At 64.1% G+C, this 15,844-nt stretch carries 13 protein-coding genes and 2 pseudogenes; 4 read left to right on the top strand and 11 right to left on the bottom strand.

The annotated features are described in order from the left end of the window. Positions 1-8: 8 nt before the first annotated feature. From AC2T3R_RS13165 to AC2T3R_RS13150, 4 genes are read right to left on the bottom strand one after another with little or no spacing between them, the layout of a single operon-like run. Complete coding sequence (locus tag AC2T3R_RS13165; RefSeq protein ID WP_410953543.1) at positions 9-962, bottom strand: lysylphosphatidylglycerol synthase domain-containing protein; 954 nt, start codon at positions 960-962, stop codon at positions 9-11. Continuing rightward, complete coding sequence (gene clsB, locus AC2T3R_RS13160) at positions 962-2,164, bottom strand: cardiolipin synthase ClsB (protein ID WP_100413619.1); 1,203 nt, start codon at positions 2,162-2,164, stop codon at positions 962-964. The genes AC2T3R_RS13165 and clsB overlap by 1 nt, the downstream gene beginning before the upstream one ends. After that, positions 2,161-2,946 carry an endonuclease/exonuclease/phosphatase family protein gene (locus AC2T3R_RS13155; protein ID WP_410953544.1) on the bottom strand — a complete coding sequence of 262 codons (786 nt, stop codon included), beginning with the start codon at positions 2,944-2,946 and terminating at the stop codon, positions 2,161-2,163. Before AC2T3R_RS13155 ends, clsB begins: the two co-directional genes overlap by 4 nt. Then, the gene (locus AC2T3R_RS13150; RefSeq protein WP_486745258.1) at positions 2,943-3,860 is read right to left on the bottom strand and encodes a DUF72 domain-containing protein; all 918 of its coding nucleotides are present in this window, start codon (positions 3,858-3,860) and stop codon (positions 2,943-2,945) included. The genes AC2T3R_RS13155 and AC2T3R_RS13150 overlap by 4 nt, the downstream gene beginning before the upstream one ends. Before the next feature lie 165 nt (positions 3,861-4,025). On the opposite strand from AC2T3R_RS13150, the gene AC2T3R_RS13145 reads away from it, so the two are divergent. Both AC2T3R_RS13145 and AC2T3R_RS13140 read left to right on the top strand, forming a co-directional pair. Then, the gene (locus AC2T3R_RS13145; protein WP_003259456.1) at positions 4,026-4,400 is read left to right on the top strand and encodes a low affinity iron permease family protein; all 375 of its coding nucleotides are present in this window, start codon (positions 4,026-4,028) and stop codon (positions 4,398-4,400) included. Between the two features lie 22 nt (positions 4,401-4,422). Further along, the gene (locus AC2T3R_RS13140; RefSeq protein WP_410953546.1) at positions 4,423-4,974 is read left to right on the top strand and encodes an ATP-dependent Clp protease proteolytic subunit; all 552 of its coding nucleotides are present in this window, start codon (positions 4,423-4,425) and stop codon (positions 4,972-4,974) included. 126 nt (positions 4,975-5,100) lie between these two features. Here AC2T3R_RS13140 and AC2T3R_RS13135 read toward each other — a convergent pair. Next, positions 5,101-5,370 (bottom strand): annotated as a pseudogene (locus AC2T3R_RS13135) (NUDIX domain-containing protein); the annotation flags it as partial. Beyond that, positions 5,371-9,153: a CheR family methyltransferase gene (locus AC2T3R_RS13130; protein ID WP_486745257.1), complete on the bottom strand. Its 3,783-nt coding sequence runs from the start codon at positions 9,151-9,153 to the stop codon at positions 5,371-5,373. 279 nt (positions 9,154-9,432) lie between these two features. On the opposite strand from AC2T3R_RS13130, the gene AC2T3R_RS13125 reads away from it, so the two are divergent. Beyond that, positions 9,433-9,642 (top strand): con-10 family general stress protein, encoded by a 210-nt coding sequence (locus AC2T3R_RS13125; protein WP_003259459.1) that lies wholly within the window; start codon positions 9,433-9,435, stop codon positions 9,640-9,642. A 167-nt stretch (positions 9,643-9,809) separates the two neighbouring features. After that, complete coding sequence (locus AC2T3R_RS13120) at positions 9,810-10,079, top strand: DUF6555 family protein (RefSeq protein WP_061302273.1); 270 nt, start codon at positions 9,810-9,812, stop codon at positions 10,077-10,079. A gap of 187 nt (positions 10,080-10,266) precedes the next feature. Here AC2T3R_RS13120 and AC2T3R_RS13115 read toward each other — a convergent pair whose 3' ends face one another. The 5 genes and pseudogenes from AC2T3R_RS13115 to AC2T3R_RS13095 form a co-directional block, all read right to left on the bottom strand. Then, positions 10,267-10,437: a hypothetical protein gene (locus tag AC2T3R_RS13115; protein ID WP_155252250.1), complete on the bottom strand. Its 171-nt coding sequence runs from the start codon at positions 10,435-10,437 to the stop codon at positions 10,267-10,269. A 156-nt stretch (positions 10,438-10,593) separates the two neighbouring features. Then, complete coding sequence (paaZ, locus tag AC2T3R_RS13110; RefSeq protein WP_253153151.1) at positions 10,594-12,645, bottom strand: phenylacetic acid degradation bifunctional protein PaaZ; 2,052 nt, start codon at positions 12,643-12,645, stop codon at positions 10,594-10,596. A gap of 28 nt (positions 12,646-12,673) precedes the next feature. After that, the gene (locus AC2T3R_RS13105) at positions 12,674-13,906 is read right to left on the bottom strand and encodes an OprD family porin (RefSeq protein ID WP_031324467.1); all 1,233 of its coding nucleotides are present in this window, start codon (positions 13,904-13,906) and stop codon (positions 12,674-12,676) included. Between the two features lie 40 nt (positions 13,907-13,946). Next, a pseudogene (locus AC2T3R_RS13100) lies at positions 13,947-15,515 on the bottom strand (cation acetate symporter); the annotation flags it as partial. After that, positions 15,506-15,814, bottom strand: a complete 309-nt coding sequence (locus AC2T3R_RS13095; RefSeq protein WP_004376242.1) for a DUF485 domain-containing protein — start codon at positions 15,812-15,814, stop codon at positions 15,506-15,508. The pseudogene AC2T3R_RS13100 and the gene AC2T3R_RS13095, both read right to left, overlap by 10 nt. Positions 15,815-15,844: the final 30 nt, after the last annotated feature.

The following is a 15,844-nucleotide window of genomic DNA, read 5'->3' as shown; positions in this document are numbered from 1 at the left end:
GGCCCTTGTCAGGTCTGGGCAGGCTTGTCGCGCCGGCGCATGGCCTTGGCGCGTTTCTCGAGGATCAGGTAGACAAGCACCGCCAGCAACAGCGGCACCAGGTAGTACAGCGTACGGTAGCCCAGCAGGGCCGCCACCAGCGTGCCCTGGGCAAGCTGCCCATGCAGCAGGGCCAGGAACACCGTTTCCAGCACACCCAGCCCGGCCGGGATATGCGCAACCACACCAGCAACGCAGCTGATCAGCAGGATGCCAAGAATCGACGGGTAAAAGGCTTCGCCAGGCAGCAACCAGAAGATCAGCAGCGCCATCAGCGCCCAGTTGCTGGCACCCAGTACAACCTGGCACAGCGCCAGGCGCAGCGACGGCAGCGTAACCTCATGGTCGCGCCAGCGCCAGGTGCGCTTTTTGGCGAAGCCACAGGCCAGCAGGTAGCCAGCGGCAATCGCCAGCAACACCACGCCGATCAGTTGCAGGCCGCTGGCACCGACCGCCCAGTTGGCGGGCAGCTCGACCAGGCGCAAGGCGAACACGGTGCCAGCCAGCAGCATGTAGCCCATCCAGTTGGTCAGCAGGCCCAGGGTGAGGATGCGGGTGATGGTAGCCGTGTCCAGGCCCAGGCGGCTGTACAGCCGGTAACGCAAGGCAACGCCACCCACCCAGGTGGTGAAGTTGAGGTTGAAGGCATAGCACACGAAGGCCACTGGCAACACCTGGCGGGCTGGCAGGTGGTGGCCGGTGTAGGCCCGGGCCAGCAGGTCGTAGCTGGCGAACGTCAGGTAGCTGCACCCGGCCACCACTAGGCCTATGGCCAGGGTGCCGGGCTTGTAGGCCAGCAACGACTGGCGCACTTCGTTCCAGTCCAGGTTGCGCGCCAGCAGGTACAACAGCGCAGGGATCAGGATCAGGAATGCCAGGGTGAACAGCCGCTTGCCCCAGGTTTGCCAGTGTTTACGCGCCATCAGGTTTGGCCCTCGTGGTAGTCACCCTGTGCCTCGGCCTCCGGCTGCACCGAGCGCAGGTGCTGGCGGTGCGCCGGGAACCAGCCGGCAATCCGCGGGAAATGGCGGATCACGTGGAAGCACACGAATATCAGCGGCGCCCGCCACCAGTAGCCGCGAACCATGCGTTCCAGGGTGACCGGCTTGCATTGTTCGCGGGCCAGCTGCTGCAGGTGCTGGTTGAGCTGCTGGTTGAAGGCGCGATCACGGATGAACAGGTTGGCTTCCAGGTTGAACGACAGGCTGAGCGGGTCCAGGTTGCTGGAGCCGACCGTGGCCCACTCATCGTCCACCAGCGCCACCTTGCCGTGCAGCGGCCGCTGGCAATACTCGTGAATGGCCACACCATCGCGCAGCAGGTAGTTGTACAACAGCCGCGACAGCGCCCGCACCCAGCGCATGTCTGGCTGGCCCTGCAGGATCAGCCGCACCTCCACGCCACGCCGGGACGCATTGCGCAGTTCACGCATCAACCGGTAGCCCGGGAAGAAATACGCGTTGGCCACCACGATGCGCTGCCGGGCGCTGCGAAACGCCTGCAGGTAGTGGGCCTCGATATCGGTGCTGCGCACCCCGTTGTCGCGCTCGACCAGCACGGCGCTGCAGGTACCGGCAGGCTCGGTCAGCGGCCGTACCGCGCTGGGCGGCTGCAGCACCGGCGACATCAGGCGCTTGCTGGCGGCATGCACCTGCGCCACCACCGGGCCGGCGACTTCCACGGCATAGTCCTGCTTGGCCATGGCACCAAAATCGCCCAGGTGGTCGGCGCTGTAGTTGATGCCGCCAATGAAGGCCCGCTCGCCATCGACGACCACGATCTTGCGGTGCAGGCGCCGGAACAGGTTAGTGCGCATGCCCACCAGCCGCGGCTGCGGGTCGAAGGCATGGAAACTGACCCCGGCATCGGTCATGGCCGCAATGAAGGAGTCGGGCAGGTCGGCCGTGCCGTAGCCATCCACGGCCACTTCGACACGCACGCCGCGTTGGGCGGCAGCGATCAGCACCTGCTGCAATTGCTGGCCAACCTTGTCATCGAAGATGATGAAGGTCTCCAGCAGGATTTCCTCCCGTGCCTGGGCCATGGCCTCGAACACGCGGGGGTAGTATTGCTCGCCATTGATCAGCAACTGCACGCTGTTGCCGTCTACCCAGGGTCGGTTCACAGTTTGATCTCCGCAGCCAGAGGGGCGTGGTCGGAAAGGTGCGACCACGGGTACTTCGACAGCACCTGGGCAGTGCCGGGCATGGCATTGCGCAGGTAGATGCGGTCCAGGCGCAACAGCGGCAGACGCGCCGGAAAACTGCGCGCCGGGGTGCCGAAATGCTCGCCGAAGGCCTCTACCAGGTGTTCGCACAGCACGGCATCGGCCTTCAGCCGCCAATCGTTGAAATCGCCGGCGATGATTACCGGCGCCTTGGGCGGCAGGCTGTCGAGCAGGTCCAGCAGCAGCTTTACCTGGCGTTGCCGGTGGGCCTCGCGCAGGCCGAGGTGCACGCACACCGCATGTACCTGGTCATGGCCCGGCACCTCCAGCTGGCAGTGCAGCAGCCCGCGCTGCTCGTTGCCCTGCACCGAGACGTCCAGGTTGTCGAAGCGGCTGATGGGGAATTTCGACAGCAGCGCATTGCCGTGGTCCCCATGGGGGTACACCGCATTGCGGCCGTAGGCGAACTGCGGCCACATGCTGTCGGCCAGGAACTCGTACTGTGGCGTATCCGGCCAGGCCGGGTGGCGTAGGGCATGTTGCTGGTGGCTACCGTGCACTTCCTGCAGGAACACCAGGTCGGCGCCGGTGGCGCGCACGGCTTCGCGCAATTCGGGCAGGATGAAGCGCCGGTTGAAGAAGGTGAAGCCCTTGTGCACGTTCAACGTCAGTACATTCAGCCGACGCACGGCGGTGATCTTGTCGATGATGCCGCGCGGGGCAGGCAGGGTCCTGTTCACAGGGTCACCTCCGGCACCACGCCAGGCTCGGTCATCAGTTCATGGTCCAGCGACAGCTTCTGCAACAGGCGCCGGGCGTCATAAGGTGCATGGACTTTCTGGTCGTTGTCGAAATAGCAGTAGACGTCCCGGGCAGCGCGCCGTGGTGGCGGCCCAGGCACCACCAGCTGGGCATCGTCGGCCTGGCGGCCCTGGCTCCAGTGCTGGATGCGCTGCTTCCAGCGCCGCAGCGCCTGGGCGGTATAGCCACTGCTGTACAGCTCGACATCGCCATGCAGGCGCATGTACACGAAGTCGGCGGTAAGGTCTTCGACATACGGCCATTTCCCGGCGCTGTCGGCCACTACCAGCGCTACCTGGTGCTTGCGCAGCAACTTGATGAAGGCTTCGCACAAAAAGCTCTCGTTGCGGACTTCCACAGCGTGGCGCAGCCGTGCGTTGCCCTTGATATCGGTGCTGCCGTTGTCCCGCAGCCGTTGCGCACACCCCTGCGCGCATTCGCGGGCAGCCTTGCGACTGTGCGGCAACAGTTCGAGAAAACGGGCGAAGCGGCCCTCGTCGAACTTCATGTTCGGCGGAAACTGCCACAGGAACGGGCCCAGCTTCTTGCCGAGCAGCAGCGGCCCGGATGCGAAGAAATTGGCCACGGCTTCTTCGATGTCCTTGAGCCGCCGTACATGGGTGATGTAGCGCGGGGCTTTTACCGCGAACACGAAGCCGGGCGGCGTCTGGTCATGCCAGCCCTGGTAGCGTTCGGGTGTTTGCAGGCTGTAGAACGAGCCGTTGATTTCAATGCTGTTGACCGCCCGCGAAGCGAACGCCAGTTCGTCGTCCTGGGGTAGGCCCTTCGGGTAGAAATCCTTGCGCCACGGGCCGTAGCGCCAACCGGAGATGCCGATGCGGATATCGCTCACGCTGCCTTCCTCATTGCCAGTCCTTGTTCGGTCACTCTGAAGGTGCGACTGGTGAACAGCGGCCAGGGTTCAGCATGGTTGACCAACGGAAAAGGCTGATGCGGCGTGGAACTTTGCGGCCCGCGGCGTTTCCACCGCATACCTGCTACGAGGAAGGGCGCCAGGATGAAATTCGACCGTTTCGCCCAATGGCTGGCCAATTGGGCCGGCCGCCCGCTGACTTTTGGCATCGCCTGCCTGCTGATCCTGATCTGGGCAGTGACCGGGCCGCTGTTCGGCTTCAACGACACTTGGCAACTGGTGATCAACACCTCGACCACCATCATCACGTTTCTCATGGTGTTCCTGATCCAGAACACCCAGAACCGCGACAACGACGAACTGCACATCAAGATCGATGAGCTGTTGCGCACAACCCAAAAGGCGCACAAGGCGCTGCTGGACCTTGAAGACATGGATCCGGCCGAGCTGCATGCCCTGCGCAAGCAATACCGGCAGATGGCCGGGCAGGGTGACGATGCGCATTCAACCAAGGAATGACCTGCCAACTCTGGAGGCAAGCATGGCCAGACATATCGTCCACTTCACCGGGCCTATCAATTCATCTACCTGCGGCAACCTGATCAACACCTGTTCGCGGGCGTTGCAGCAGGGCGCCGACATCCTGCAACTGAACATTGCCACCATGGGCGGCGAGTGCAGTTACGGGTTTACCTTGTACAACTTTCTGCGGGCGTTACCGGTCGAGGTGCATACCCACAACCTGGGCACGGTGGAATCCATGGGCAACATCATCTTCCTGGCCGGGGAACGGCGCACGGCATGCAGTTACAGCAAGTTCCTGTTTCATCCTTTCCACTGGACCTTGCATGGCTCGGTCGACCACTCACGCATGGCTGAATACGCGATGAGCCTGGATTATGACCTGCGGTTATACGCGCAAATCGTCGCCGAGCGGACCGAAGGGGCGGACGAGGTGCTGGATGTACCACGGTATCTGATGGCCTACCCGCGGATACTCGGGCCCCGGGACGCATTGGCGAACGGGATGATCCATGCCATAGACGAGATGCCGATCGAGGCGGAGGCGTGTCAGTGGAGTGTGCATGCCTAGCTGATACCTGTGCCGGCCTCGTCGCGGGCATGCCCGCTCCCACAGGTTCAGCACATGCTTCAGAAGCGGTGAAGTACTTGTGGGAGCGGGCAAGCCCGCGAAAGGGCCGGCACAGGAGAAAAAGGTCTACCTCACTGACGCTGCCATTGCCCGGTCACACGCCAGCAACGAGCGGATCAGCAGCTTGATCTCGTCCTTGAGCATGGGCACCTGGTCCGGGTGGGCGAACCGGCAATCAGCAATTTCACGCAGGGCCTTGGGATGTGGGGCGTCGGCGAACTCCGCTTCGAACACATAATGCATGCGCTCTGCCGCTTCATGACGCATCAACAAGGTCAGCGACTCTGCCTGCAACCCGGTTTCCTCAAGCAAATCACGCTCCGCTGCCTGCAACGGTCAGTAGGGCACCGAGCCGCTGAGGGCCTCGATCGCCTCGACCAGCTCGTCATAGCCCACCGGTTTGTTCAGGTGCCGGTCAAAGCCGGACTGGCGTGACTTGTACTGGTCGGCGCTGGCGCCATAGCCGGTCAGGGCGATGGCCGGGGTATGGCGAAGGTGCACGTAGCCACGCAGGGCCTTGATCAGCGCATGGCCGTCCATCACCGGCATGCCGATATCGGACAGGATGATGTCGTACTCCTCACCCGCAGCGGCGTCCAGGGCCTCACGTGGCTTGCTGAAGGCATTGACAGTGGCGCTCTCCATTTCCAGCAGCTCCTGCATTACCGCCAGCACTTCTACGGAATCGTCCACCAGCAACACGCGAATTCCATTAAGGCGGCCCTCGCTCAGTAGCTCCGAGCCTTGCTCACGCTGCGGGAGTTGCGTATCGCAAAGTGGCAGGGTGACCTCAAAGGTGCAGCCCAGGCCAAGCCCCGGTGACTTGGCGCGTACGCTACCGCCATGAGCCTCGACCAGTTGCCGTACCAGCGACAGGCCGATGCCCAGGCCCTCGCGACTGTGACTGGCCTGTTGCGGCGTAGCCTGGCTGAACAGGTCGAAGATGTGCTCGAGGCTGTCGTGGCTCAGGCCTACGCCATGGTCGATCACCTGCAACCGCGCGTGGTTTTCGTCGTGGCTCAGCACCAGGCGTATCTCATTGCCCGCCGGGCTGAACTTCAGCGCGTTGTTGAGCAGGTTCCAGATGATCTGCTCCAGGCGGGTAACGTCACCTTCGATCATCACCGGCAGGGTGTCGGCGGGCAGCTCCAGGCGTACCGGGCAGGGGTGTTGCTCGCTCACCACCACATCATGGATGCCCTGCAGGAGGGCGAGCAGATCCACAGGTTGGGTCTTGAGCTTAAGCTTGCCGGTCCGAATGCGCGCCACATCCAGCAGGTCGTCGATGATCCGCGCCTGGCTGGTTACCGCGTCGCAAATGGTACCAACGGCCTTGCTCGCTGCACTGATGTTGCGCAGCGACGGCAGGCGGCGCAGGATTTCGGCATTGAGCTGGATCAGGTTGAGCGGGTGCTTGAGCTCATGGGACATGACGGCGAAGAACTCGTCCTTCATGTGGTTGTTGCTCTGCGTCTCGGCCAACTGCTTGCTCAGGCGCTCTTCGCCCAGGCGCACGCGCTCTTCGGCGGCATGGCTGCTGCTGATGTCGATGAAGGTCAGCACCGTGCCGTCGATTTTCTGCTCGCTGGAGCGGTAGGGCAGCAGGCGCGCCAGGTACCAGTGATCGCTTTGGCCGCCGATTTCACGCTCGATGATGGCCTCGCCCTGGGCCACGGCGCGGGCATCGTCGGCCAGCGCCGGGTAATCCAGGCAGTGGGTGATGTCGAGCAGGGAACGGCCGGTATCGACTGGCAGGATATTGAAGAGGTCGGTGGCGCGGGGCGTGAACCAGCGAATATGCAGGTTGCGGTCGACGAACACCGTGGCGATCTCGGTGCAGGCGATCAGGTTGCTGAGGTAGTCGTTGACCTTGTCGGTTTCCTCGACCTTGTTCTTCAGCTCGTAGTTGACCGTGAGCAGTTCCTCGTTGATCGACTGCAGCTCTTCCTTGCTGGTTTCCAGTTCTTCGCTGGCCGACCGCAACTCCTCGTTGATGGCCTGCATCTCTTCGTTGGAAGCCGTCAGCTCCTCGCTGGAGACCTCTGACTGCTCGATGGTTTCCTGCAGTTGCAGGCGAGTGCGCTGCAGTTCGCGTTCGAGGTTGTGCAGCACCATGCTGTCGGTCTGGCGGATGACGCCGGGCAACGGCAGGGATGGGTCGGGCGCGCGTTCCTCGAACATCACCAGCAGGCAATCGCTGGCGCTGAGGTCGTCCTTGTACGGCTGCACGGTGATCTCCACCTGCAGTTTGCCCATGGTTTCCGCCAGGTCGACAGGGCGCGAGGTCACCGCCTCGGTCCCCTGACGCGCCTGGAACAAGGTGCTGCGCAGGGCCAGGCGCAGGGGCGGCAGCACCAGGTTGAGCAGGCTGCGGCTCGGTTCGCCACCGGCCAGTTGCAGGAAACGCCCTGCGCCTTCGCTCATGTGCAGGATATTGCCGTCGATATCGACGATCAGGCTGGGCGGCATGCGGCGCGCCAGGGCGCGGTAGTGCAGGTCGGCGAAGGATGGCTTGCGCCCCGGCTTGGCCTTGGCCAGCGTTTCCAGTGGCATGCTGGCGGCAGATGTGCCGGCCAGCTGACGGCCGGAACGGCGGCCGGTATTGCTGGCATCGAGTGCGCGGAAAATGCGGTTGCGTTTGTCCACCGGGGCGAACAGTTCACTGGCCATGTCGGCCGACTCGGACGACCCGAGGAACAGGTAGCCACCCGGGCGCAGAGCGAAGTGGAACATCTGCAGGATGTCACGCTGCACCTCGCGGTCCAGGTAGATCAGCAGGTTGCGGCAGACAATCAGGTCGATCTGCGAGAACGGTGGGTCCGACAGCAGGTTGTGCCGGGCGAACAGCACCTTTTCGCGAACCTCTTTGCGCACCCGGTAATGCTGGTCTTCCTTGAGGAAGAACTGGCGCAGCCGGCTGGGCGGCACGTCGGTGACGATCGCCTCGGGGTATGAGCCACTGCGGGCGATGCCGATGGCGCGTTCGTCCAGGTCGGTGGCGAACACCTGTACCTTGTGCGAGCGCTGCTCCAGTGCCAGCTGCTCGCAAACCAGCATGGCGAGGCTGTACGCCTCTTCGCCGGTGGAGCAGCCGGCCGACCACACGCGTATCTCGTCCGCGCCCTCGGCCGGGTCGCGTTCGCAGACCAGCTGTGGCAACACATGGCGCTCCAGGGCTTCGAACGCTTCGCGGTCGCGGAAGAAATTGGTCACGCCGATCAGCATGTCGGCCAGCAAGGCCCTGGATTCCGCGGGGTACTGTTCCAGGTAATGCAGGTAGGCCGCCAGGTCTGCCTGGCCGGTCACATGCAGGCGGCGCTCGATGCGTCGCAGTACCGTGGCGCGCTTGTAGTGCTGGAAGTCGTGGCCGGTATTGCTGCGCAACTGCAGCAGGATCTCTTCGAGCATCGGCTCGCTGGCCTGGGCATCGCCGACTCGGGTGCCCAAGGCCGGAGGCAGGGTATCGTCTTCGATTTCCGGGAGCCTGACCTGGCGGGCATTGCGCCACAGCTCCAGCAGCTTCTGCGGGATTTCTGCCGCCGGCAGCACCAGGTCGACCATGCCGGTCTCGATTGCGGCACGGGGCATGCTGTCGTACTGGGCGTCGTCCGGTGTCTGCGCCAGGGTCACACCGCCTTGCTCCTTGATCCGCGACAGGCCCACAGCGCCATCGGCACCGGTACCGGACAACACCACGCAGAAGGCGTGGTCCTTGTGCACATCAGCCAGGTCACGGAAGAACAGGTCGATGGCCACGTGGTCGCCACGGCGCCGGTTGGCCGGGGTCACCCGCAGGTAGCCGTCGTTGGTGGACAGGCGATTGGCCGGTGAAATCACGTAGATATGGTTGCGCTCGATGGGCACCGGCTCAGTCACCTGGCGCACCGGCATTTGCGTGGTGTCCTGGATGATGCGGTCGGCGACGCTCTGGTGGTCGGGGGACAGGTGCAGGACCACGACGAAGGCCATGCCGCAATCGCTGGGCATTTGCCGGAACAGCGTACAGATCGCTTCCAGGCCGCCTGCCGATGCACCGATGCCCACCACCGGAAAATCCAGGTGACTGGGGCTGAGTGCCGGGTTCTGGGGCGAGGCAGGTTGCTTGGGGGACGACTTCATGGACGGAGCCTTGTGCAGACCGGAACGTTCCGCCCTTAGCAGCATCATCGGGCGTGTGTGTGGCGGGATTATAGGCCGTCGCCATGTTATTGAGACCTCTGCTTGCGAAGGAAAGTGCGACCCGCCTGCTTCCGTCACGCAAACCTTTTGCCGGCCCATGTTTGGTGCCACTGGTCAGTTGCCGGCAAAACCATTGAGCAGACTGTGTGATTGGCGGCTCGGAACCAAGGCATGGCAAACATCCATGCGAGCAGCCAATCCATCGCAAGGAGATACCACATGGCGCAGGATCAAGAACGAACCAGCCAGCGCGGCGGCACCAAGGAAACCAACCCTGGCAATTTTGCCAATGACCGGGAACGGGCCTCCCGTGCGGGGCACAAGGGTGGGCAGGCTTCTGGCGGCAACTTCGCCAACGACCGCCAACGGGCATCGGAGGCCGGTCGCAAGGGCGGCCAGAACAGCCACGGCGGGGGCCGCCAACAGTGAGTTGAATGCTTCTGGGCACCCGGTACCCGCAGTGCCGGGTGCCGGCCACCTCCTGTATACCGAGGCTGAAATGGCCTTTGGTACCTGTTGCTCGACATTTTTTTGAATCTTCTGGCCGTACCCCGATCAATCAGGGTGTCATCCATGGAGAAGAGGAGGCCCCTGCGATGCCTGGCCCACAGCTATACATCATCGATTACCAACTGCATGGCAAGCCGCGCAGTTTCATTATTCGTCTGGAGACGCTGGACAACGCCGAGGCCTGGCATTGGGCAAGTTGTGATGCGGGCATCGGCATCATTCCGAAGTTCGGGCGCGAAAAAATCAGGAAAGTCAGCAGGCCGATGGCCGAGCGCTACGGGATTACCGCGGTGAGCTGGCGGGTATCCGGCGGCAAGCCGAACCAGTCGTTGGGGGGGCCCGCGGCGACAATGTGATCCCTGGCCCAAAGCACTGTGTCGCCTGCTTCGCGGGCATGCCCGCTCCCACAGGGACATCACCAGTTCAAGGAGTGCGCCATACCTGTGGGAGCGGGCGCGCCCGCGAACACCGGCGCAGCCGGTGCCATGCACCGCGTTGGATTCTTCGCGGCTAAAGCCGCTCCTACAGGTACGCGCAGGCCGTCTAGGCACCGGACTCGGGGTCGCTGGCCGGTACGCCCGGGCGGTTTTCTTCGTCATCAGTCACATTGGGGTCGGCATCCGGGTCATCTGCCCGGTCATTGCGCCGGTCCGGCTCGAGCTCTGGCCAGTCATCCTGTGCGCTGCCGCCACCCATCGCAGTAAACTCTTTCATCTCGCAACCCTCGCTCTCGATGAAAAAAAAGCCCGCGATCAGGCGGGCCCAATACAGGAGTGAGAGGCGAAGCCATTGACCACCCCTCATTGAATGAGAGCGGCAACAGCCAGGGGCGGTCGGTTGGATGTCCACCACCCCTGACCAACGGTACTGTCAGGGCTTCTTCAGCACGAGGGTGAGAATGTCGTAGCTGGCGACCAGCTCACCCAGCTGGTTGGTCACCTCCACATCCCACGCCACCACGCCCTGGGGCTGGCCCAGCGGGCTGGTCTTGCCCTGGTCGATCTTGCGTTTGCAGGTCAGGCGTGCCTGGATGGTGTCGCCGATGCCCACCGGGTTGATGAAGCGCAGGGTATCCAGGCCGTAGTTGGCCAGTACCGGGCCTTCACCTGGCGAGACGAACAGCCCGGCCGCTGCCGACAACACGAAGTAGCCGTGGGCGATGCGCTTGCCGAACTGCGATTGCTTGGCGGCGATCTCGTCGAAGTGCATGTAGAAATGGTCGCCCGACAGGCAGCCGAAGTTGACCAGGTCGGCTTCGGTCACGGTGCGCCGGTGGGTGAGCAGCGACTCGCCGATGCGCAGTTGCTCGAAATAGCGGCGGAACGGGTGTACTTCGGTTTCGATCACTTCGCCACCGCGCACGTATTCACCGGTTACCGCCGTAAGCATGCTCGGCGAACCCTGTACTGCGGCACGCTGCAGGTAATGCTTGACGGCACGCAGGCCACCCAGCTCTTCACCACCACCAGCGCGGCCCGGGCCGCCGTGCTTGAGTTGCGGCAATGGCGAGCCATGCCCGGTGGATTCCTTGGCCGCCTCGCTGTCGAGTACCAGCAAGCGGCCGTGCCAAGCGGCAGCCACTGGAATGGCCTTGGCTGCCACGCTGCGGTCGGCGGTGACCAGGGTCGCCACCAGGCTGCCTTTGCCCCGCGCAGCCAGCGCCAGGGCTTCATCGAGGTCGTCATAGGCCATCAGCGTGCTGACCGGGCCGAACGCTTCGATATCGTGGGCACCGCCTTCGGCATGGGGGTCACGGGCCTGCAGCAAGGTCGGAGCAAAGAACGCGCCCTCGGCTACGCCCTCGCCACGCGGCGCAAAGCCATCGCTGGCGCCGAACAGCTGCTCGCAGCTCTGCAGCAGGCTGCGCACGCGCTCGGCCACATCGTGCTGCTGGTCGTGGGAGGCCAGGGCGCCCATGCGCACACCTTCCAGCGACGGGTCACCGACAACCACCTTGGCCAGCCGCTCGCGCAGGCGCGTGGCAACCGCGTCGATGTGCCTGGCCGGTACGATGGCGCGGCGGATGGCGGTGCATTTCTGGCCGGCCTTGGTGGTCATTTCGCGGACCACCTCTTTGATATACAGGTCGAACTCTTCGCTGTCCGGGGTCACGTCCGGGCCGAGGATGGCGCAGTTCAGCGAATCGGCTTCGGCGGTGAACGGCACCGAGTTGCGCACCAGGTTCGGCGTGACGCGCAACTTGGCGGCGGTGTCGGCGGAACCGGTGAAGGTCACCACGTCCTGGCCTTGCAGGCGGTCGAGCAGGTCGCCGGTGCTGCCGATCACCAGTTGCAGGCTGCCTTCGGGCAACAGCCCGGATGCATTCATCAGGCGCACCACGGCCTCGGTCAGGTAGCTGGTCGAGGTCGCCGGCTTGACGATGCACGGCATGCCGGCCAGGAAGGTCGGGGCGAACTTCTCCAGCATGCCCCAGATGGGGAAGTTGAAGGCGTTGATGTGCACTGCCACGCCGGCGCGCGGCACCAGGATGTGGCTGCCGGCGAAATGGCCCTGTTTGCCCAGCGGGATGGCCGGGCCTTCGTGCACCAGGTTGCCCGACGGCAGCTCACGGCTGCCGATGCCCGCATAGGAGAACAGCGTGGCGTTGCCGCCTTCGATGTCGATCCAGCTGTCGGCACGGGTAGCACCGCTGTGGTGGGACAGGGCGTAAAGCTGCTCCTTGCGCTCGGCCAGGTACAGCGCCAGTGCCTTCAGGCGGGCAGCGCGTTGCTGGAAGTCCATGGCCATCAGCGTGGCCAGGCCACGGGCGCGGGCAAAGTCCACGGCCTCGGCGAAATCCGGGCGCTCTTCGTGGCTGTAGGCCAAAACGTGGCCATCCAGGGCGCTACGCAGGGCCTGGGCGCCGTGCTGGCCAAGCCAGCGGCCGGCGATGAAGCTTTGCAGGGTAGGGGCGGCAGACATGCTGTTCTCCAATGTAGAGGGGGCGCTGTTACCACAGCGCCACGGTGTAGCCGATGATCAGGCGGTTTTCGTCCACGGCGTTGGTCAGGCCATTGCCGGAACGGAAGGTGACGTTGCGCCAGCGCAGGCTGACGTCCTTGAACGGGCCGCTCTGGATGACATAGGTGATGTCGGTGTCGCGCTCACGCTCACGGCCGTTGCTGACGGTGGCGGTTTCGGCGTGGCGGCCATCGGTGTAGCGGGTCATGAAGCTCAGGCCGGGGATGCCCATGGCGACGAAGTCGTAGTCGTAGCGCACCTGCCATGAGTCCAGCCCGGCGCGGGTGAAGGTGTTGTAGGTGACCAGGTTGACGGTGAACGGGTCGCCGCCGTTCACGAACGGGAAGGCACTGTCGCCGGACATCTGCTGCCAGGCGGCGGTGAACTTGTGGGCCCGTACGCCGAGGGTGAACATGGCGTTGAAGTTGCGGTTGTCGATGTTGCCGGCACGCTCGGCGCCGTCGTTGCGGCTGTCGAAGTAGCGCAGGTCGGTGCGCAGGCTCAGGCCTTCGCCCAGCGGGCGGGTATCGATCAGGCCGACGAACTGCTGGCGGTAGATGTCCTCGAGCTTGGCGTAGTAGTAACTGACGCTGGTTTGCGGGGTGATGGCGTAGCTGCCGCCGCCGAAGTCCAGGTGGTCGCTGCTGGCGGCGCCGTAGCCGATGTCGTCGCGGCCCGAGGAATCACGCAGGTTGGCCTTGGTCAGGCGGCCGGCGTTGAAGGTCAGGCCGGCCAGGTCCTGGCTGGTGAGCAGGCCACCCTGGAAGGTGGAGGCCAGCAGGCGGGTGTCGTTGTACACCACCACCGGCAGGATCGGTTGCAAGGTCCCCAGGCGCAGGGTGCTCTTGGCCACCCGCACCTTGCCGGTCAGGCCCAGTTCGCTGTAGTCGTCGACCGGTTCATGGCTGTTCGGGCCGAAAGGCAGCAGGCCGGTATTGCGCCGGTCGCGGCTGGAGTCGAGCTTGATGCCCAGTTGGCCCATGGCGTCGACACCAAAGCCGACCGGGCCTTCGGTGAAGCCCGACTCCAGCTTGGCAGTAAAGCCCTGCCCCCATTCCTCGGCCTTGGCCTGTGGTGCATTGCTTTGGCGGAAATCGCGGTTGAGGTAATGGTTGCGCAGCTCCAACCGGGCGTGGCTGTCGCCGATGAAGTCTGCCATCGCCGGCATCGGCAGGGCGAGGGTCGCCAGCCAGGCGGCCGAAATGAAGTGCGTGCGGTTCATTGTTGTTGTTTTACCCGACATGGTTGTTCTTCCCTGAGAGTCAGTGCTTGCTGGCGCCGGCGGCGCCGATTCCGGTCATGGAACGGATGAACTGGGCCAGGTAGCGGCCACGTTCCTGGCTGGCGCGTTCGGAGCTGTCAGTGACCGAGAACACCCAGGCGCCGAGGAAGGCCAGGCTCATGGAGAACAGCGCCGGATTGCTGTAGGGGAACAGCGCCTTCTCGTGATGCAGCACGTTGACCCACACCGCCGGGCCCAGCACCACCAGCAGCACCGCCGAAACCAGGCCGGCCATGCTGCCGCACACCGCGCCGCGGGTGGTCAGGCCTTTCCAGAACATCGAAAGCAGCAGCACCGGGAAGTTGACCGAGGCGGCCACGGCCAGCACCAGGCCAGAGAGGAAGGCGATGTTCTGCGACTCGAACATCAGGCCGAGGATTACCGCCAGCAGGCCGATCAGCAGCGTGGCGATACGCGACACGCGCATTTCCTCCTGCTCGCTAGCTTTGCCCTGGCGCACAACGCAGGCATACAGGTCGTGCGAAACCGCCGATGCACCGGACAGCGCCAGGCCCGCGACCACTGCCAGGATGGTGGCGAAGGCCACGGCGGAGATGAAACCGAGGAACAGGTTGCCACCCACGGCCTGGGCCAGGTGGACGGCGACCATGTTGCCGCCGCCGATGATCGCGCCGGTGGCGTCACGGTAGGACGGCTCGGTGCCGACCATGACGATGGCGCCGAAGCCGATGACGATCAGCAGCAGGTAGAAGTAGCCGATGAACCCGGTGGCATAGAACACGCTCTTGCGCGCTTCCTTGGCATCGCTGACGGTGAAGAAGCGCATCAGGATATGCGGCAGGCCGGCGGTACCGAACATCATGCCCAGGCCCAGGGAAATGGCGTCCACCGGGTTGGACAGCAAGCCGCCCGGGGCCATGATCGCCTGGCCCTTGGCATGCACGGCCACGGCGCTGGCGAACATTGCCTCGGTGCTGAAGCCGAAATGCTTGAGCACCATGAAGGCCATGAAGCTGGTGCCCGACAGCAGCATCACCGCCTTGATGATCTGCACCCAGGTGGTGGCGAGCATGCCGCCGAAGGTGACGTAGGCGACCATCAGCACACCGACCAGCATCACCGCGTACAGGTAGCTGATGCCGAACAGCAGTTCGATCAGCTTGCCGGCACCGACCATCTGTGCCACCAGGTACATCAGCGCCACCACCAGGGTGCCGAAGGCCGAGGTCAGGCGCACCGGGGTTTGCGCCAGGCGGTAGCTGACCACGTCGGCGAAGGTGTACTTGCCCAGGTTGCGCAGGCGCTCGGCGATCAGGAACAGGATGATCGGCCAGCCGGCCAGTACGCCCAGGGCATACAGCAGGCCGTCATAGCCGTTCATGAACATCATTGCCGAAATGCCCAGGAACGAGGCGGCGCTGATCATGTCGCCGGCGATCGCCAAGCCGTTCTGCATGCCGGTCAGGCCCCCGCCGGCAGTGTAGAAATCGCTGGCCGAGCGCGTGCGCATGGCAGCCCAGCGGGTGACCAGCAGGGTGAAGCAGACGAACACCATGAACATCGAGATGGCAGTCCAGTTCATTGTGCGCACTCCTGCTTGACCTTGTCGTTGAGCGGGTCGAGCACGTTGTTGGCGCGGTGCACGTAGATGCCGGTCAAGGCGAAGGACAGCAGTACCATCAGCACGCCCACCAGCATGCCAACGGTGGTCACGCCACCGCTGAGGGACTGGCCGAGGGTGCTGGGGGAAAACGCCACCAGCAGGACGAAGCCGTAGTAGATCACCAGCATGGCCAGGGTCAGGCTGCCGTTGAGGCGGCGTTTGCGCTGCACCAGGTGCTGGAAGTCGGGGTGGTTGGCGATGCTTTCGATGCGTTCGGGTGTCATGGGTTGCGATCTCTGGGTGTTGTAATTGTT

The sequence above is a fragment of the Pseudomonas sp. PVC-5-1 genome (assembly GCF_057444345.1).
Note: the sequence above shows the minus strand (reverse complement) of the source record. Positions and strands in the feature narration are given on the sequence as shown.